Origin of the sequence: Citrobacter sp. Ce104, from assembly GCF_030334595.1 — a bacterium.
In the GTDB taxonomy this organism is placed as follows: domain Bacteria; phylum Pseudomonadota; class Gammaproteobacteria; order Enterobacterales; family Enterobacteriaceae; genus Citrobacter; species Citrobacter europaeus.
Genome location: NZ_JAOWDP010000056.1, coordinates 39,058 through 59,924, shown reverse-complemented (window position 1 = coordinate 59,924; position 20,867 = coordinate 39,058). Strand labels below are relative to the sequence as shown.

Here is a 20,867-nt window from a genome sequence, read left to right as displayed (position 1 = left end):
TGCCGGCGTGCGCGCAGCCACCGGAGCGTACACGCAGTACGTGAGGATGGCGAGCACACCCCGGTGCCGAAATGGCAAACAAGCCAGGCCGATTAGCGGCCTGGGAAGCCTGGTGGCATCATCCCCTTCATACCACGCATCATCTTCGCCATTCCGCCTTTCTTCATTTTCTTCATCATGCGCTGCATGTCGTCGAACTGTTTCAGAAGGCGGTTTACGTCCTGTACCTGCATACCGCAACCGGCAGCAATACGGCGTTTACGGGAACCTTTGATGATTTCCGGCTTAGCGCGTTCTTTCATCGTCATCGAGTTGATGATGGCTTCCATACGCACCAGCACTTTATCGTCCATCTGCGATTTCACGTTGTCAGGAATCTGACCCATGCCCGGCAGCTTGCCCATCAGGCTTGCCATGCCGCCCATGTTTTTCATCTGGTTGAGCTGCTCAAGGAAATCGTTGAGATCGAAGCCATCGCCTTTTTTCAGCTTGCTGGCTAATTTCTCTGCCTGCGCGCGGTCAACCTTGCTTTCGATATCTTCGATCAGCGACAGCACGTCGCCCATGCCGAGAATACGTGAAGCAATCCTGTCCGGGTGGAACGGCTCCAGCGCTTCGGTTTTCTCGCCGACGCCGAGGAATTTAATCGGCTTGCCGGTGATATGACGAATAGAGAGCGCCGCACCGCCACGGGCATCACCATCAACTTTAGTCAGCACCACACCGGTTAACGGCAGCGCTTCGTTAAAGGCTTTTGCCGTATTCGCGGCATCCTGACCGGTCATCGCGTCGACCACAAACAGCGTTTCTACCGGCTTGATCGAAGCGTGGACCTGTTTGATTTCGTCCATCATCGCTTCATCAACGTGCAGACGACCGGCGGTATCCACCAGCAGCACATCGTAGAATTTGAGTTTGGCTTCTTTCAGCGCGGCGTTAACGATATCGACCGGCTTCTGACCGACATCTGACGGGAAGAAGTCGACACCAACCTGCTCGGCCAGCGTTTCCAGCTGTTTGATCGCCGCCGGGCGATACACGTCCGCGGAGACCACCAGCACTTTCTTCTTGTGCTTCTCGCGCAGGAATTTACCCAGCTTACCGACGCTGGTCGTTTTACCCGCACCCTGCAGGCCCGCCATCAGTACCACGGCTGGTGGCTGCGCTGCCAGATTCAGGGTCTGGTTTTCTTCGCCCATTGCCGCAACCAGTTCGTTACGGACAATCTTGACGAACTCCTGACCCGGCGTCAGGCTTTTGTTAACTTCATGACCAACCGCTTTCTCTTTTACGCGATTGATAAACTCACGCACTACTGGCAGCGCTACGTCAGCCTCCAGCAGCGCCATGCGCACTTCGCGCAGCGTCTCTTTAACGTTGTCTTCAGTAAGGCGTCCACGGCCACTGATATTGCGCAGCGTGCGCGACAAACGATCGGTTAAATTATCAAACATTGTCTCTCGCCTGGGGTGGAAACGGTCGGTCGCGACAGCGACACATCAACAGAAATTTGTCGCAGTATAACATGAAGCCGCCTTTGTTGTTATGCAACGGTTGGAGCAGCGGTCACGTAACGCTATACTGCTTTTCTTTATCACTGGCCAACTGTCGACACCTATATGCCCGTTTTTGCTCTGCTTGCCCTTGTCGCCTACTCAGTCAGCCTCGCGCTGATTATTCCCGCTCTGCTGCAAAAAAACAGCGGCTGGCGGCGTATGGCTATTTTCTCTGCGGCCGTCGCGCTGGTAAGCCATGCTATCGCCCTGGAAGCGCGTATTCTGCCCGGCGGTGAAAGCGGACAAAACCTGAGTCTGTTGAACGTCGGCTCGCTGGTTAGCCTGATGATTTGTACGGTAATGACCATCGTCGCTTCCCGTAATCGTGGCTGGCTATTGCTGCCCATTGTCTACGCCTTTGCGCTGATAAACCTGGCCTTCGCCACGTTTATGCCTAACGAGTTCATCACTCATCTCGAGGCTACGCCGGGCATGATGATTCACATCGGGCTATCGTTGTTCGCTTACGCCACGCTGATTATCGCCGCGCTCTATGCGCTACAGCTGGCATGGATCGATTACCAACTGAAAAACAAAAAACTGGCCTTCAGCAATGAGATGCCGCCGCTGATGAGTATTGAGCGGAAAATGTTTCATATCACCCAAATTGGCGTGGTTCTGCTGACGCTCACCCTGTGCACTGGCCTGTTTTACATGCATAACCTGTTCAGTACCGAGAACATTGATAAAGCCGTTCTCTCTATCGTGGCATGGTTTGTCTATATCGTTCTGTTGTGGGGGCATTACCATGAAGGCTGGCGCGGACGTCGCGTCGTATGGTTTAACGTCGCAGGCGCAGTCATTCTGACGCTGGCCTATTTCGGCAGCCGTATACTGCAGCAGTTCGTGAGTTAAATCTTTAAGGAACCCTACGTGGAACACATCTCCACCACCACGCTCATTGTCACGCTTCTCATCATGGTGGTCATTTCCGCCTATTTTTCCGGTTCTGAAACCGGAATGATGACCCTGAATCGCTACCGTCTACGTCATCGGGCCAAGCAGGGAAATCGTCAGGCAAAACGCGTTGAAAAGTTACTTCGCAAGCCGGATCGCCTGATAAGCCTGGTGCTCATCGGTAATAATCTGGTGAATATTCTGGCCTCCGCGCTCGGCACCATTGTCGGTATGCGCCTGTATGGCGATGCAGGCGTCGCCATTGCCACCGGGGTACTGACGTTTGTAGTACTGGTTTTTGCCGAAGTATTACCAAAGACCATCGCCGCGCTGTATCCGGAAAAAGTCGCCTATCCAAGCAGCGTCCTGTTGGCTCCCCTGCAGATTCTGATGATGCCCCTGGTATGGCTACTCAACACCATCACGCGGCTGCTGATGCGCATGATGGGCATCAAAACGGATATCGTAGTGAGCGGTTCGCTGAGTAAAGATGAGCTGCGAACGCTGGTGAATGAATCGCGCTCGCAAATCTCACGCCGTAACCAGGATATGCTGCTGTCAGTGCTGGATCTGGAAAAAGTCAGCGTCGATGACATCATGATCCCGCGTAACGAAATCATCGGCATTGATATTAACGATGACTGGAAGTCAATCGTGCGTCAGCTTTCGCACTCTCCGCACGGCCGTATTGTGCTGTATCGCGACTCGCTGGACGACGCCATCAGCATGCTGCGCGTACGTGAAGCCTGGCGATTGATGGCCGAGAAAAAAGAGTTCACTAAAGAGACCATGTTACGCGCCGCCGACGAGATATATTACGTACCGGAAGGCACGCCGCTCAGCACCCAGCTCATTAAGTTTCAGCGAAATAAGAAGAAAGTGGGATTGGTCGTCAATGAATATGGCGATATTCAGGGGCTGGTCACGGTCGAGGATATTCTGGAAGAAATTGTCGGCGATTTCACCACCTCAATGTCACCCACGCTTGCCGAAGAGGTAACGCCACAGAATGATGGCTCGGTGATCATTGACGGCAGCGCCAACGTTCGTGAAATCAATAAGGCGTTTAACTGGCATCTGCCGGAAGATGACGCACGTACCGTAAACGGTATTATTCTTGAAGCGCTGGAAGAGATCCCGGTGGCCGGCACGCGTGTGCGTATTGGGCAGTACGATATCGATATTCTCGACGTGCAGGACAATATGATTAAACAGGTGCAGGTATTGCCGGTCAAGCCGCTACGAGAAAGCGTGTCGGACCAGTGAGCGTAATTCAGGCCGGGTAGCGCGTGAGCATTACCCGACCTGAAGGCTGATTAGCCTTTGGCTTTCGCCACAGAGACCATCGCGGCGCGGATGGTACGTCCGTTCAGGGTATAGCCTTTTTGCATTACCATCAGCACATTACCGGCAGCAACTTCGTCAGACTCGACCATTGCAATTGCCTGGTGCACATTCGGGTCCATCGGCACATCGATATCCGCAACCACCTGTACGCCAAACTTCGCCACGACATCCAGCATTGACTTACGGGTCAGCTCAATACCTTCAACCATCGCCGCCATAGCGTCATTATCTTTGTCCGCCACTTCCAGCGCACGGTCCAGACTATCCAGCACCGGCAGCAGTTCGTTGACAAATTTTTCCAGCGCAAACTTATGCGCTTTTTCTACGTCAAGTTCAGTACGACGACGCAGGTTTTCCATTTCCGCTTTGATACGCAACACGCTGTCGCGCTCGCGAGTTTCGGCTTCAGCAAGCTGAGCTTCAAGATTCGCAATTTTTTCATCGCGCGGATCCACCTGCTCAGCAGAAGCGTCTGATTCAACCGCCTCAACTTCTTCGTGCTGATCCATGATAATTTCTTCCGGGGCTTGCCCCTCAGGCGTTTTCTGTTCTTTACTACTCATGAATTTCTCCGCGTTTTTTTCGCATTCATCTCGCTAACTTGGCTTATTATGGGGATCAGATTCAGGGATTCAAGGGAAGTACTCACATTGTCACTAATCTTCGTTACAAGGACCTCGAGAAAATGAACAAACATTTCAAGTGTATTGGCATTGTGGGGCATCCACGTCACCCCACTGCACTGACCACACATGAAATGCTCTACCGCTGGCTGTGCGCCAAAGGTTATGAGGTTATCGTTGAGCAACAAATCGCCCACGAGCTACAGCTGAAAAATGTGAAAACCGGTACGCTCGCAGAGATTGGCCAGCAGGCAGACCTCGCCGTGGTCGTCGGCGGCGACGGCAATATGCTGGGCGCCGCACGCACTCTGGCACGTTATGACATCAAGGTTATTGGCATTAACCGCGGCAACCTTGGTTTCCTGACTGACCTTGACCCAGACAATGCCCAACAGCAGCTAGCTGACGTGCTGGAAGGCCACTACATCAGCGAAAAGCGCTTTTTACTCGAAGCCCAGGTATGCCAACAGGATTGCCAGAAGCGCATTAGCACTGCGATCAATGAAGTTGTGCTGCACCCCGGGAAAGTGGCGCACATGATTGAATTCGAAGTCTATATCGATGAAATCTTTGCCTTCTCTCAACGTTCAGATGGGTTGATTATCTCCACACCAACTGGCTCTACCGCCTACTCGCTCTCTGCCGGAGGCCCAATTCTGACACCTTCTCTGGATGCCATTACGCTGGTTCCGATGTTTCCGCATACGCTTTCCGCGCGACCGTTGGTGATCAACAGTAGCAGCACTATACGCCTGCGTTTTTCTCATCGCCGGAATGATCTCGAGATCAGCTGTGACAGCCAAATAGCCCTGCCTATACAGGAAGGTGAAGACGTATTGATTCGCCGCTGTGATTATCATCTGAACCTGATACATCCAAAAGATTACAGCTATTTCAACACATTAAGTACGAAACTAGGCTGGTCAAAAAAATTATTCTAATTTAACGCTAACCTCTTTACTGTATAAAAAACCAGTTTATACTGTATGTAATTACAGTTATGGTTTTTCATACAGGAAAACAGCTATGTTGGCACAACTGACCATCAGCAATTTCGCTATCGTTCGTGAACTTGAGATCGATTTCCAGAACGGAATGACCGTTATTACCGGTGAGACCGGTGCGGGTAAATCCATTGCCATTGATGCTCTCGGTTTATGTCTGGGCGGACGCGCAGACGCCGACATGGTGCGTGCAGGCGCCACGCGAGCCGACCTCTGCGCCCGTTTTGCCTTAAAAGATACCCCCGCTGCTCTGCGTTGGCTGGAAGAGAACCAGCTTGAGGAAGGCCGTGAGTGTCTACTGCGTCGCGTTATCAGCAGCGACGGCCGCTCCCGTGGCTTCATTAACGGTACCGCCGTTCCATTGTCGCAGTTGCGCGAACTGGGCCAGTTACTTATTCAAATCCACGGCCAGCATGCACATCAGCTCCTGACAAAATCAGAACACCAAAAATCCCTGCTGGACGGTTACGCCAATGAGGCGTCCCTGACTCAAGAAATGGCTGCGCGCTACCAGTTGTGGCACCAAAGCTGTCGTGACCTGGCGCATCATCAACAACAAAGTCAGGAACGCGCAGCCCGGGCGGAACTGTTGCAATACCAGTTAAAGGAACTGAACGAATTCAACCCGCAGCCAGGCGAGTTTGAGCAAATTGATGAAGAGTACAAGCGTCTGGCTAACAGCGGGCAATTGCTCACCACCAGCCAGCAGGCGCTGGCTATCCTGGCGGATGGTGAAGACATCAATTTGCAAAGCCAACTGTACACCGCAAAGCACCTGGTTACTGAACTGGCAGGCATGGACGGCAAGCTTTCCGGTATTCTGGATATGCTGGAAGAGGCCACTATCCAGCTCAGCGAAGCCAGCGACGAGCTGCGCCACTATTGCGATCGTCTGGATTTAGACCCTAATCGTTTGTTCGAACTTGAGCAGCGCATTTCTAAACAAATCTCGCTGGCGCGTAAGCATCATGTTGCCCCTGAAGCGCTGCCACAGTTCTATCAGTCATTGCTGGATGAACAACAGCAACTGGACGATCAGGCCGACTCGCTCGAAACTTTAACCCTGGCGGTGAACAATCACCATTTGCAGGCATTGGAAACGGCAAAAATGCTGCACCAGCAGCGCCAACATTATGCTCAGGAGCTGGGACAACTTATTACAGAGAGCATGCATACTCTCTCGATGCCGCACGGTGTCTTTTGCATTGATGTGAAATTTGAGGAGCACCATCTGAGCGCAGACGGAGCCGATCGCGTTGAGTTTAAAGTGACGACTAACCCGGGTCAGCCGTTACAGCCAATTGCGAAAGTGGCTTCCGGCGGGGAGCTGTCGCGTATTGCGCTGGCGATTCAGGTCATTACCGCACGTAAAATGGAAACTCCGGCGCTGATTTTCGATGAAGTGGACGTGGGTATCAGCGGCCCAACTGCTGCGGTGGTGGGCAAAATGCTGCGTCAGTTAGGCGAGTCAACTCAGGTAATGTGTGTGACTCACCTGCCGCAGGTTGCTGGCTGTGGTCACCAACACTTCTACGTCAGTAAAGAAACGGATGGCGCGATGACGGAAACACACATGCAGCCGCTTGATAAACGCGCTCGCCTGCAGGAATTAGCCCGCCTGCTTGGCGGTAGCGAAGTGACGCGCAATACCCTCGCAAATGCAAAAGAACTGCTGGCGGCATAAACTTTTTTACCTTGTGAAGGTCTGAGTTCAACATAAAATCGCCGACCGACCCGACAGCAAAAGGTTTTAAAGTGGTGAAAGGTCTATTATCATCGGCATATTACATATGAGCCGCGTACTGCTCGGGCCCGAAAAGGAATCAAATCACTATGCGCTGTAAAACGCTGACTGCTGCTGCAGCAGTACTACTGATGTTGACTGCAGGCTGTTCCACTCTGGAGCGAGTGGTTTACCGCCCTGACATCAACCAGGGGAATTATCTGACACCGACCGATGTCGCCAAAGTGCGCACGGGTATGACGCAACAACAGGTTGCTTATGCCCTGGGTACACCAATGATGTCCGATCCTTTTGGCACTAACACCTGGTTTTATGTGTTCCGTCAGCAGCCTGGACATGAAGGCGTAACCCAGCAAACGCTGACGCTGACCTTTAACAGCAGCGGCGTATTGACCAACATTGATAACAAACCCGCTCTGACCGACAACAAGTAGGTTTGAAGATCAAAAAAAGGTGCTCAATGAGCACCTTTTTTATTGTCTGTTATTTTTTAGCGGATTTCTCTGCTCGCTGTCTGCGCAGCTCTTTTGGATCAGCAATCAGTGGCCGGTAAATTTCCACCCGATCGCCGTCATGCAGAACATCAGCAAGCTTTACCGGACGGCTGTAGATACCCACTTTGTTTTTACTGAGATCGATATCGGTTCGTAACTCCAGCAGCCCGGAAGCGCGGATAGCCTCTTCCACTGTTGCACCCTGCTGCAGCGTTACGCGCTGTAAATACTGTTTCTCAGGCAGCGCGTATGCCACTTCAACGACAATTTTAGCCGACGCTGACACTGTAAACCTCTTTCGCGCGAACCGTGAAGGCTTGCACCATATTTGAAGCCAGTTCTTTAAAGATACGGCCAAACGCCAGCTCGATTAACTTATTGGTAAACTCAAAATCGAGATGAAATTCAATACGACACGCTTCATGACTCAGTGGCGTAAACTTCCAGCCGCCAATCAGTTTCTTGAACGGTCCATCGACCAGATGCATCAGGATGCTCTGGTTACTGGTCAGTTGATTGCGCGTGGTGAATGTTTTGCTAATCCCTGCTTTCGAAACATCCACAGCGGCCGTCATTTGTCCCGGAGTCGACTCCAGGACGCGGCTACCAGTGCAACCCGGCAAAAACTGGGGATAGGATTTAACATCATTCACTAACTGATACATCTGTTCCGCACTGTAAGGTACTAAAGCGGTCCGGCTAATCTGAGGCATAACAATTCCCATCAATATCAATCACACAAATAATACCATTTATCACCTGCTAAAAAAAACGCTATAGCCTAACTCGTGCTAAGATAGCGCCTTGCGCCCCGCTGGATGAAATGGGGTGTTTTTCGATTCCAGATTACCTATACTGAGCGGCATTATGACGAAGAAAAAAGCACACAAACCTGGCTCAGCCACAATCGCGCTGAACAAGCGCGCACGACACGAATACTTTATTGAAGAAGAGTTCGAAGCTGGACTCGCCCTGCAAGGTTGGGAAGTCAAATCCCTGCGCGCGGGTAAAGCTAACATCGGCGACAGCTATGTCATTCTCAAAGACGGCGAAGCGTTCCTGTTTGGCGCCAACTTCACGCCGATGGCGGTGGCCTCAACACACGTGGTCTGCGATCCCACCCGTACCCGTAAGCTGTTGTTAAACCAGCGTGAGCTCGACTCTCTGTATGGTCGTATGAATCGTGATGGTTATACCGTCGTTGCGCTTTCGCTGTACTGGAAAAACGCCTGGTGCAAAGTGAAAATTGGCGTCGCGAAAGGTAAGAAACAGCACGATAAGCGTTCCGATGTGAAAGAACGCGAATGGCAGGTAGATAAAGCGCGTATTATGAAAAATGCTGGCCGCTAAACGAAACTTCCCTGTGACCAGTCTCTCATTCTGAGGCTGGTTCTTATTTTTTAGTTATTGAAACCCACCCAATACATTCACCAGGTTTATAGTTTATTTGTGCTGAATCGTTCAGGTATGAAATAAACCTCCCTGACGTTACGATAGCAGTCCATAGTCTAATAAAATAAAAGTTCAAGACCATTACGCTCATATTTTTACTTATTTAATAACACTATTATTACTGGTGTTTATTATATTAATGCGTATTCACGCTAAAATAAAAACCATAAAATACAATATGTTATAATAGCTTAGATCGTTAAAAGCATACTGGAAAGTATCCTTTTCAAATCACTAAATACTTTTTTAATATGGATAAGTTGCAGAATACTTTCTTTCTGACTATATCATCTAATACGAAAGAACTATTCAACCCAAAGGGCCCGAACGTAATTAATCAATAAAATAACATCTGCTTGACCTAATCAATGAAATTACATGTGTAAATTCATCTTTATGATGAACGGGCCCCTGTCTGCTCATTTTCCCAACGCGCTGTTGCGGATTAATACTCCCGGCATGCCATCAGGAGTGAACATATGCGTCTACTCGCCGTTGTATCAAAATTAACTGGCGTTTCCACAAATGTTGAATCCTCTGAAGTTACGCTCAGTTCGCCTTCTATCGTGAAACTGTCGGTGTCACGTGAGGAGGTGAGCCAACTGACACGCGTTAATCAGGACTTGGTTGTCACACTCCGCTCAGGTGAAACCATCACCATTAAAAACTTCTATGTCGGAAAAGGTGATGCGCAAAACCAGCTTGTTCTGGAAGACAGCAATGGCGCGCTATGGTGGGTTCAGGATACTGACGGGGCATTCCATTTCCAGCATCTGGACGATCTCACTCCGCTGATGACGGCCGAAGGTAGCCATGAAGGCGGCGCCGTCTGGCCGTGGGTTCTTGGCGGGATCGCGGTCGCGGGCGGAATTGGCCTTGCTGCGGGTGGTGGTGGCGGCGGCGGCGGTGGAGGAAGTGATAATAACGCCGGGAACGGTAGTGGTGGGAACGGCAACGGCAACGGCAACGGTGAAGGTAACGGCAATGGTGAAGGTAATGGTGAAGGTAACGGTGGGAACGGTAGTGGCGACGCCGATGGCGGCACACCGCCAACGACAACCCCTAACATGCCTGACGTACCCGTTATTACCAGCGTAATCGATAACCAGGAGCTGATTACTGGTCCTGTTAATCAGCAGGAATCCACCAACGATAATACGCCCACTCTGCAGGGCACCGGTCCCGCAAATGCCACATTGCATATTTTTGATAACGGCGTCGAAATAGGTCAGGTCACTATTGATGCCAACGGCAACTGGTCGTTTACGCCATCATCTCCGCTCGCAGACGGTACCCACCAGTTTACCGTCAGTGCATCAGACGGTACGGGCAGCAGCGGCATGTCGGACAGTTGGGAGATTATTGTCGATACGCTTGCCCCCGATGCCCCTGTTGTCACGCAGGAAATCGACAATGTTGGTTCCATCACCGGACTTATCGCCAATAACGGCATAACCGACGATGCCACGCCAACTCTCACAGGCACAGGCGAGGCAGGTAGTTTTATCAGCATTTCTGATAATGGCATTCTGATTGGCATGGTTCAGGTGGATGACGATGGTAACTGGACGTTTACACCGGACACGCCGCTCAGCGACGGCGTTCACAATCTGACGCTGACGCAAACTGACGCCGCGGGTAACGTCAGCGCGGAAACGAGCGTGCCGACATTCAAAGTTGATACTACCCCGCCTGCCGCCGCGGTCATTTCCTCCGTTAATCCGGAAGGTACAACGGTGACCGGGAGCGCGGAAGCGGGAAGCCTGGTCATTATTATCGGCAGCAATAATCAGGTTTTAGGTTCAACCACCGTTGATCAAACCGGTAATTTCTCGATCGCGATTTCTCCCTCACAGACGCACGGTGAAGCCCTGATCGCGAAGATTCAGGACCAGGCAGGCAACGTCGGGCCAGACACGTCCTTCAATGCCACCAACTCTGGCTACCCGGGCGTACCCGTTATCGTCAGCATTATGGATGATGTTGCCCCTTCAACCGGACCATTGAACAATAATCAGGCCACTAACGACCCAACGCCTACGCTCTCGGGTACTGCTGATGCCAACAGCACGGTTAATATTTATAACAACGGGGTGTTTGTTGTAAGCGTGCTTGCCGATACCAGCGGCAACTGGACCTGGACCTCCGCTACGCTCTTGCCTGACGGCCCACACGCCTTCAGCGCCACGGCGACAAACCAGTCAGGGACAGGAGGTATGTCGGCGGCATTTAATATCAGCATTGACACTCTGCCACCGCCAGCGCCGGACGATGTCAGCGTTTCCGCTGATGGTAGCGTCGTCACCGGGACAACTGAGCCGGGCAATACCGTGGTTATTACCGACGGCAATAATGTTCAGATCGGCAGCGGCGTCGCCGGAACGGATGGCGCATTTACCATTACCATTAACCCGCCACAGACCAATGGCGAAACCATTACCGCTATCGCCACCGATCCAGCCGGAAACCCAAGCCCACCGGAAACTGCACTTGCGCCAGACATCACGGCCCCGCAGCCGCCGGCTAACTTGCTGATAAATCCCACTGGCGATCAGGTTACCGGCACCGCAGAATCCAATAGCACGGTACATATTCTGGGCCCAGATGGCACAATTATTGGAACGACAACCGCCGGCCCGAACGGAAGTTTCACCGCCACGCTGCTTCCGCCGCAGACCAACGGAGAACATCTTGTCGCCAACGCGACGGATGCGGCTGGCAATACCAGCGGCAACAGCGCGATTACCGCACCGGATACCACGGCACCTGATGCGCCTACTGGCGTTATCGTCGCCGGTGACGGCGGGTCTGTGAGTGGACAAGCTGAAGCAGGAAGCACCGTCACCGTCAAAGACAGCAACGGTAATCAGATTGGCGTAGGCCAGGCTGACAGCGGCGGCAACTTCGCCGTGTCGATTACGCCATCGCAAAAGAACGGCGAAACGGTAAACGTCACCGCAACGGACAGCAGCAATAACGAGAGTCAGCCGACTTCCGCGCTGGCGCCGGATATCACAGCCCCCGGAACACCCATCATTACCGCCGTGACGGATGACCAGCCCATGTACCAGGGCCCTCTCGATAACGGCGACGTCACTAACGACAGCAAACCTAAACTGGAAGGCACCGCCGAAGCAGGTTCTCAGGTCAAAATTTACGATAACGGCATCCTGCTGACGACCGTTACCGCTGATATCAACGGTAACTGGGACTATACGCCAGCCTCGGCGCTGGGCGAGGGCGCTCACATCTTCACGGTGACCGCCACAGACGCCGCGAATAACGCCAGCAGCGCGGCAAGCTGGAAAATTATTGTCGATACCATTGCACCCACAGTTCCAGTGATAACGTTGGTTAACGATGATGTTGGCAGCATTACGGGTAGTGTGGCAAACAACGGTTGGATCACCAACGACAATACGCCAACCATCTCGGGTACTGGTGAACCAGGTTCACTGGTGAGCCTGTACGATGGCATTCAGCTGTTGACGGTAATTCTTGTCGACAACTCGGGTACCTGGAGCTATACCGTTCCGGTAAATCAGGTGCTCAGCGATCGCACCCATCAGTTTACGGTATCGGCAACCGATGCCGCCGGTAATGTCACCACCTCACCCACAGTGGTCAGCGTTACCGTAGATACCCAACCGCCAGGCGATCCTGTCATTTTGGCTGTGACCGACGACGTTGGGAATGCGCCTATCGATCTACCTACCGGAAGCCGTTCAAACGATACCTTGCCAGTGCTGAAAGGTACCGGAACAGCCGGTTCTACAGTCACCATCTATGATGGGGCTACGCCAATTGGAAGCACGACTGTTTTACCCGGAGGCACCTGGAGTATTCAACTCAGCCAACCGCTCAGCGAAGGCTTACACAATTTATCCGCTATCGGAACGGACGTTGCAGGCAACGCCAGCAACGCCGGGAGCTTTACGTTAACCATCGATACCACGCCGCCAGCCGCACCGGTTATCGTCGCCGGGGAGGGACTGATAGGCAGCGCCACTCTCCCCCTGGCAAACGGCGGCAGTACGAAAAGTACCACCCCTGTTCTATCGGGGACTGGCGAGCCGGGAGCTACCATCACCGTTGCAGATAACGGCACAACGTTGGGTAACACCATCGTCCAGCCTGATGGTACATGGACATTTACGCCGCCAAATGCGCTTCCTGAAGGACCGCATCAATTCACCGCCACAGCGACTGACGTTGCGGGCAACACCGGGATCCCGTCGGCAAGCTTTACCCTGACGGTAGACAATACGCCTCCCGCACAGCCTGGCGCGCCCATCATTACCGACGATGTGGCTCCGGTTACGGGTGTCGTGACGAATGGCAACACTAATGACACCACGCCAACCTTTAGCGGTACCGGTACAGCAGGTGATGTTATTTCGGTGTATCTCGATGGCAACGCTACGCCGCTGGGCACCACCAAGGTTGGTGCGGACGGCACATGGAGCTTTACGCCGACCACGGCTATTAACCCGGACAGTTATCAGGTCACCATCACCGCAACCGATCCGGCAGGCAACGTCAGCCAGCCGTCGACTGCCGTCACCCTGAACATTGATATTACGCCGCCGGCAACACCTACAATCTCTGCTGCAAATGACAACGCAGGCACTGTTCTGGGAGATATCCCAGCAAACGGCACAACCGATGACAGTACGCCAACCGTGCGCGGAACCGGGGAGAGCGGCTCGATCATTACGCTGTATAACGGCACTACCGTCATAGGCACTACTACCGTAGTAAATGGTTTGTGGAGCATCACACCGACGACGGCGCTGCCCAACGGCACCTACACGCTGACGGCAGTCGCCACCGATGCTGCAGGCAACCCCAGCGGCACCTCAAACAGCATTTCGTTTACGGTGAATTCGACACCGCTTACCGCCCCGCAGGTGACGGATATTGCAGATAACGTCGGCGTGATTACCGGTACACTCGGCAATGGAAGCGTGACGGACGATCTCTCCCCCACCGTCAGCGGAACGGGAACTCCGGGCAGTACGATCCTAATCTATGATAATGGCAATCTCATCCCGCTAAACATCACGGTAGGAGCCGATGGTAAATGGAGCGTGGACGTTCCGCTTTCTGCAAATGTGCAACATACGCTGACTTTTGGCGCACAGGATGCGGCAGGTAATAGCCTCCCGGCGGGCAACCCGGTAATTATAACAACCGATACGCAAGCGCCACCTGCCCCCATCGTAACCATCATAGATAATAACGGTACGCTGGTGAACGGGACAGCCGAACCGGGCAGCACCGTCATCATCAGAAATGGCACCACGGTCCTCGGCCAGGCCGTTGCTGACAGCATTACCGGCGCTTACACCGTCACGATTTCACCGGCTCAGACGGCGGGTGAAACATTGAACGCGATCGCTCAGGATCAGGCGGGCAACCAAAGCGGAGAAACATCGTTTACCGCCTCTATCTCGGGCCTTCCACACCCACCGACTTTGCAAATCATCGACGATGTTCCTTCCGGTTTAACTGAAATTGGTAACGGAAAAACGACCAATGACACGCAGCCAACCTTACAAGGCGTGGCAACAGCCGGCGCTGATGTACATATCTACCAAAACGGAATTCTGCTGATCACCGTCCCGGCTGACGCGAGTACCGGTGCCTGGAGCTACACCATCCCCAGCGCGCTGGCGGACGGCACGACCTGGAACTACGCGGTCTCTCAAACGGTGGGCGCTGACACCAGCGGCCTGTCGCCAAACTATGCCATTACCATCGATACCACCGCGCCGCTCGCGCCAGACATCACCGCCGTTACTGATGACGTGGCTCCGGTGACGGGCAATGTCGGCAGTGGACAAAGCACCAACGACACGCGTCCTACGTTGAGTGGTACTGGCGAAATTGGGGCGACCATTACGGTTTATGACGGCGGCGTGTCCATCGGAACCACGACCGTAAACAGCAGCGGAAACTGGAGCTTTACCCCGCAGAATGCCCTGAGCGACGGTACTCACACCTTTACCGTGCGCGCCACCGACGCCGCCGGGAACCAGGGAGTTGCATCTGCCCCCTACCCGATTACGGTTGATACGGGCCTGCCTTCGGCGCCGATCATTGTGTCAGTAACCGATGATGTAGGTGTAACGTCCACGCTCATTTCCGGGCAGGCAACCAACGATAATACGCCAACCCTGGCAGGTACCACCGAAGCCAATAGCGTAGTCACCATCCGCGATAACGGCACGGTGATTGGCACAACCACCAGCGACGGAAGCGGCATCTGGAGCTTTACGCCTTCTCCGGCGCTCGGCGAGGGCAATCACGCGTTGACCGCCACGGTCACGGACGCTGCTGGTAACGTCAGTCCGGCAACAGCGCCATTCTCACTGTTGGTCGACACACTCCCACCAGTAGTGCCAACGATTGTGTCAGTTATCGACGATCAACCGGGAAGCACTCTGCTGACCAACGGCCAACTGACCAATGATGCCCAACCCACGCTGAATGGCACTACCGAACCCAATGCCATTGTCACTATTCGCAGTAATGGTACGATCATCGGCACCGCAAATGCCGATGGCTCCGGTAGCTGGAGCTTCACCCCTACCAGCGCGCTGGCTCAGGGCGAAAATATCTTTACCGTGACGGCGACGGACGCGGCTGGCAACACCAGTGGAGCCTCCGCCTCGTTCAGCGTTCTGGTCGATTCAATTGCCCCATCAGCACCGGTAATTCTGACCGTTCAGGACAATACCGCGCCGACAACCGGGCCTATCTCCAACGGGCAAATCAGCAACGAAAGTCGCCCGGCGCTCAGCGGTACCGGTGAAATTGGCGCGACCATTACCGTGCTGAGCGATGGTCAACCCATTGGCACCACCATCGTCGGCGCAGGCGGAACCTGGAGTTTTACGCCCTCCGCGGCATTAGGTAACGGCCTGCATACTCTGACCGTCACGGCTACAGATAGCGCTGGCAATACCAGTCTGCCTTCTGGCGGCTTTACCTACACCGTCGATACTCTGGCACCGACAGCACCGGTGATTACTCAGGTTGCAGATGATGTCGGTCCGCTGATCGGTAATCTGAATAACGGTCAGGCCACGAACGATCCACTTCCGACGCTTAGCGGTACGGCGGAAGCCAATTCCACGGTGAGAATTTACGATAACGGATCGTTAATCGGCTTTACTTCCGCGGATGGTACGGGCGCCTGGAGCTTCACGCCTGGAACCCAACTTGGCAACGGTAACCACGCGCTGACGGTAACAGCCACCGATGCGGCCGGAAATATCAGCCCAACGTCTGCAGGATTTAACATCGTTGTTGATACCGTCGCCCCGCTTGCGCCAACGATTATCCAGGCTTTTGATGACGTGTTGCCGGGAACCGGAACGCTGTCGAACGGAGCCTTTACCAACGACACCCGCCCCGTACTCAACGGCTCAGCGGAAGCCGGTGCCCGGGTAGCCATCTACGATAATGGCACGCTGCTGGCAACGGTGACTGCGACGATAGACGGCACCTGGGAATATCTGACCACCACACTTGGCAACGGCCAGCATGTGTTTACCGCCATCGCCACCGACGCTGCCGGGAACGTGAGTCCTGTCTCAGGCGGGTTTACTATTAATGTCGACACCATTGCGCCATCCGTCCCACTGCTGGTCTCTGTAGTGGATGATATCGCAGGCGGCGTGTTCAATGCGGCGCTCAGCAACGGACAGTTGACCAACGATGCGCGCCCGACGCTGAACGGCACCGCCGAGGCAGGCAGCACCGTCAGCATCTACGACGGAAGCACCCTGCTGGGTACCGCTGTGGTGCAAAGCAATAACAGTTGGTCGTTTACCCCAACCACACCGCTGGCGAATGGATCGCACACCTTCACCATCACCGCCACCGATGCGGCGGGCAACACCAGCGGCGCGACGCCAGGCTTTAGCGTGGTGGTCGACACCACGGCGCCGACGCAGCCTTCGATCAGCAGCATTATTGATGATTTTGGGCCAAATACCGGGCCGATTGGCAGCAATCAGCCAACTAACGACGCGCGCCCAACGTTAAACGGCATCACGGAAGCCAACGCGCGGGTTGATATTTATGATAACGGCAGTTTTGTCACCAGCGTGACGGCGGATGGTAGCGGCAACTGGAACTACACCCCGGCTACCGCGCTGGCGCAAGGCACCCATTCCTTTACCATCACCGCAACGGACAGTGCGGGTAATACCAGTGGCATGTCGTCTGCGGCCGCGATCGTGGTCGATACCGTTGCCCCGGGGATCCCAACCGGGCTGGCGGTAAACGCCAACGGCACCGCGCTCACCGGCGTTGCCGAGCCAAACAGCACGGTCATTATTACCTCCAGCGGCGGAACGGTGCTCGGCACGGCAACCGCCAATGCCTCCGGTAATTTCACCTTCACGCTGAACCCACCGCAAATCAGTGGGCAAACGCTGCTGGTTAGCGCACAAGATGCCGCAGGCAACATCGGCACGGCGGGTAACGTGCTGGCACCGTTTACCGGCGTACCGCCTGCGCCTGTTATTGCCAGCGTGTTCGATGACGTCGGCACGATCACGGGGCCGGTCGCGGCGGGCAAAACCACCAATGACACCCTGCCAACCCTTAGCGGAACAGCGCAGGCTAACGCCATCGTCAGCCTGTTCAACAACGGCGTACTAATGGGCACCACAACCGCAGACGGTAACGGGCTGTGGAGCTTTACCCCATCCGGCGCGCTCAGTGAAGGTAACCACGCGTTTACCGCCACTGCAACCAACGCCAACGGCGCAAGTGGGTTGTCCGGTTCGTTCAGCGTGATTGTGGACATCACGCCACCGCTCGCGCCAACAATACTGATCAGCGCCGATGGCGGTACCGTCAGCGGCGTCGCCGAAGCGGGAAGCACGGTCACCATTTCTCTGCCCGGCGGCACCAGCGTGACGGCAATCGCCAACAGCAGCGGTGTCTACAGCGTAAACCTGCCGGTTCGCCAGATTGAAGGACAGTCGCTGTCCGCCACGGCGACCGATGCGGCGGGAAATACTTCATCGCCGACAAGCGCTCTCGCACCGGTATTGCCGCTGCTGGCGGAAGACAATGTCACCAGCCTGCCGCTACAAACCGATGTGACCGTCAGCACCGAGCATCAAAGCGATTATGGCTTCCTGTTGGTCAATGCGCTGGGGAATGTCGCCAACGTACTGGGGAACGATACGGCAAGCGTGAATTTCAGCATCGCTTCTGGCGGCAGCGGATCCATTACAATCAATGCCGCTGCGACCGGCGTGGTGCTGTCACTGCTGAACACGCTTGAAGTCGTTATCCAGCGCTTTGACACCGGGCTGAATGCCTGGGTGACAGTGGTGGATACCGGGAAACCAGACTTCGCCAGCCTGCTCACCCTGGGCGCCTCGGGCGTAACGCTCAATTACAGCGGGCTGACTGGCGGTGATTACCGCGTGGTCAGCTACAACACCAACCTGCTGGCAACCGGGGCATACACCAGCCTTGATGTCTCAGTGGTAAAAGCCAGCGCAGGGACCATCATCGGTGGTACCACGGAATCCGGGAATATCATCACCGATACCGATCCCGCCAACGGGCAGGATAACGCGCCTTCCGGCACGCTGGTCACCGCCATCACCGACGGCAACGGCAACGTTGTGAACATCCCGACGGGCGGCATTGATGTGCAAGGGAAATACGGTATTCTGCATATCAATCAGAACGGTAGCTACACCTATACCCTGACCAATACGTCAATCTCGGTGTATGGTCGTTCTGAAAGTTTCACCTACACGCTGACGCATGGCAGCGATCACTCCTCGGCAAAACTGGTGGTAACGCTCGGTCAGGCTCCAACCACCAGTACGGTAACCGCGGCAGACGATGTAGCTGCGCTGACTTACGGGACGCAGGTCATCGCAGTTGATCATGGCACATCACAGCAAACCGGGTTCACGCTCGCCAACGTCGGACTGGGTAATGTGCTGGATGTCAGCCTGGTTAACGGTTTAACCAATCCGATCAAATTTAACGTAGATGACGGCGCAACCCGCACGCTAACCGTCAAGGCCAGCGTGCTCGGCGTCACGGTGGGCGGTTTTGATCTCTATGTTTATCGCTTCAACGAGTCTATTCAGCAGTATGAACAGTTCCGCGTGAAACCTAACTGGGTCACGGCGCTGTTAGGTGGTAGCTCAACGGACTACACCATCACCCTGCCGGGCGGTGACTATCTGTTCCTGCTTAACGCCTCCGGCGGTCTGACGCTGCTGACCGGTTACACCCTGGATATTAAGGCGGATCACACCTACGCCGTCGACAGTCTGACAGCGACAACCAATGGAAACCTGCTGGTCAACGATTCGGCTCCGGCCAATACCGTTATTACCGAAGTGAATGGTGTCGCCGTTAGCAGCACCGGCATTACCACCATTAACGGGCAGTACGGCACGCTGACTATCGATGCGAGAGGGAACTACACCTACACGCTGAGAAGCGGACTGGGCGCAGACGGTATCAACACGCCGGACAGCTTCGTGTATAAGGTCAGAGCGCCAAATGGCGATACCGGCAGCGCGTCGCTGAACATTACGGCAACCCCACAGGCGCTGGATGCCGTAAACGACATCAGCAGCCAGATGGCGGTCACCACCCAGGCCGATACATCCAGGTCGTTTACCGACAACAGCGTTGGGAACGCCAGCTGGAGCGCCCAACTCCTTTCACCCACCTCACAAAATGGTACTGGCGTCATTGAAGTCGCGACGGGAACGGCGGTGCAAAACGCCATACTGCATTTTAACGTCGCTTCAGGTCTGACGCTGGGCGGACTGACCGTCACCTGGGCGCTGTATGACAGCAACAACGTCAAGATTGCCGGTAACTCATTCAATGGCGGATTGCTGATTGGCGGCAATATCGATATTGCCCTCAGCGGGGTAGTACTGCACCCCGGCAACTATCGCCTCGACTATACCGGCAGCGTCGGGGCTCTGGGGCTGGGGAATATCACCATCACCCCCAGCGTGAAAGGCACGATAATCGACCTGCAAAACTTCGAGACTTCCACAGCGAACAGCGTCACCGGCAATATTTATGACGGAGACCATATTGCCAGCGTGCATACCTTGCTAACGGTGAATGGCACTGGCGGCAGCGCCGCCACGCTGGATCCGCTGAGCAGCACGACCAGCGCCATCATTAACGGGTTGTACGGCAAACTGACCATTGGCATTGATGGTCATTACACCTATGCCCTCAACAGCGATGTCTCGCTCTCCACCATCGTCACCAAAGAGACATTTACCTACACCCTTAACGACCAGAATGGCCATACCGATACCGCTACGCTGACCATCAATATGAATCCGCAAGTGGTGAGTACCGTCGATGCCGATCGCCTGACTGGCAGCGCCTACGGCGATACGCTGATTTATCACCTGCTCAATGCCAACGACGCTACCGGCGGTAACGGAACAGCGGACACCTGGACCAACTTCTCGCTGGCCCAGGGCGACAAAATCGATATCGGCGACCTGCTGGTGGGCTGGAACGGGCAGAACGCTACGCTCGGCAACTACCTCACCGTGACCACCAGCGGTAACAACACGGTGATTGCTATCGACCGCGACGGTACGGGCAACACTTATCACTCAACCAATCTCATAACGCTGGAGAACGTACACACCACGCTCGATGAGCTGGTGCAACAAAATCACATTGTGCCCTGACGTTAACGCAATGCGTTA

General features: G+C 54.4%; 11 protein-coding genes. 7 read left to right on the top strand and 4 right to left on the bottom strand.

Annotation, left to right across the window (positions count from 1 at the left end; genetic code table 11):
* Positions 1-92: 92 nt before the first annotated feature.
* Positions 93-1,454, bottom strand: coding sequence for a signal recognition particle protein (ffh, locus tag OGW16_RS06090; RefSeq protein WP_003031226.1), 1,362 nt, complete (start codon positions 1,452-1,454; stop codon positions 93-95).
* 165 nt (positions 1,455-1,619) lie between these two features.
* On the opposite strand from ffh, the gene OGW16_RS06085 reads away from it, so the two are divergent.
* Positions 1,620-2,411 carry a cytochrome C assembly family protein gene (locus OGW16_RS06085; protein ID WP_043017239.1) on the top strand — a complete coding sequence of 264 codons (792 nt, stop codon included), beginning with the start codon at positions 1,620-1,622 and terminating at the stop codon, positions 2,409-2,411.
* Between the two features lie 18 nt (positions 2,412-2,429).
* Complete coding sequence (locus tag OGW16_RS06080; protein WP_008324538.1) at positions 2,430-3,719, top strand: HlyC/CorC family transporter; 1,290 nt, start codon at positions 2,430-2,432, stop codon at positions 3,717-3,719.
* Between the two features lie 50 nt (positions 3,720-3,769).
* On the opposite strand, the gene grpE is transcribed toward OGW16_RS06080, so the two are convergent.
* On the bottom strand, positions 3,770-4,363 hold the full coding sequence (grpE, locus tag OGW16_RS06075; RefSeq protein ID WP_043017972.1) for a nucleotide exchange factor GrpE: 594 nt from the start codon (positions 4,361-4,363) through the stop codon (positions 3,770-3,772).
* A gap of 122 nt (positions 4,364-4,485) precedes the next feature.
* Between grpE and nadK the strand changes: the two genes are divergently transcribed.
* The 3 genes from nadK (at position 4,486) to bamE (ending at position 7,605) form a co-directional block, all read left to right on the top strand.
* On the top strand, positions 4,486-5,364 hold the full coding sequence (nadK, locus tag OGW16_RS06070) for an NAD(+) kinase (RefSeq protein ID WP_032944608.1): 879 nt from the start codon (positions 4,486-4,488) through the stop codon (positions 5,362-5,364).
* An 85-nt stretch (positions 5,365-5,449) separates the two neighbouring features.
* Positions 5,450-7,111 carry a DNA repair protein RecN gene (gene recN / locus OGW16_RS06065; RefSeq protein WP_047409398.1) on the top strand — a complete coding sequence of 554 codons (1,662 nt, stop codon included), beginning with the start codon at positions 5,450-5,452 and terminating at the stop codon, positions 7,109-7,111.
* Between the two features lie 149 nt (positions 7,112-7,260).
* Positions 7,261-7,605, top strand: coding sequence for an outer membrane protein assembly factor BamE (bamE, locus tag OGW16_RS06060; protein ID WP_003826401.1), 345 nt, complete (start codon positions 7,261-7,263; stop codon positions 7,603-7,605).
* Between the two features lie 49 nt (positions 7,606-7,654).
* Here bamE and OGW16_RS06055 read toward each other — a convergent pair whose 3' ends face one another.
* Together OGW16_RS06055 and ratA are read right to left on the bottom strand one after the other, a co-directional pair.
* A complete protein-coding gene (locus OGW16_RS06055; RefSeq protein WP_003839823.1) occupies positions 7,655-7,951 on the bottom strand; it encodes an RnfH family protein in 297 nt (98 codons plus the stop codon).
* Entirely contained in the window at positions 7,935-8,378 is a 444-nt protein-coding gene (ratA, locus tag OGW16_RS06050; RefSeq protein ID WP_003031213.1) for a type II toxin-antitoxin system toxin RatA, read from the bottom strand. The genes OGW16_RS06055 and ratA overlap by 17 nt, the downstream gene beginning before the upstream one ends.
* Positions 8,379-8,532: 154 nt before the next feature.
* Here ratA and smpB point away from each other — a divergent pair, with 154 nt between their 5' ends.
* Entirely contained in the window at positions 8,533-9,015 is a 483-nt protein-coding gene (gene smpB, locus OGW16_RS06045) for an SsrA-binding protein SmpB (RefSeq protein ID WP_043017973.1), read from the top strand.
* A gap of 581 nt (positions 9,016-9,596) precedes the next feature.
* Positions 9,597-20,849 (top strand): BapA/Bap/LapF family large adhesin, encoded by an 11,253-nt coding sequence (locus tag OGW16_RS06040; RefSeq protein WP_286518085.1) that lies wholly within the window; start codon positions 9,597-9,599, stop codon positions 20,847-20,849.
* Positions 20,850-20,867 lie beyond the last annotated feature (18 nt).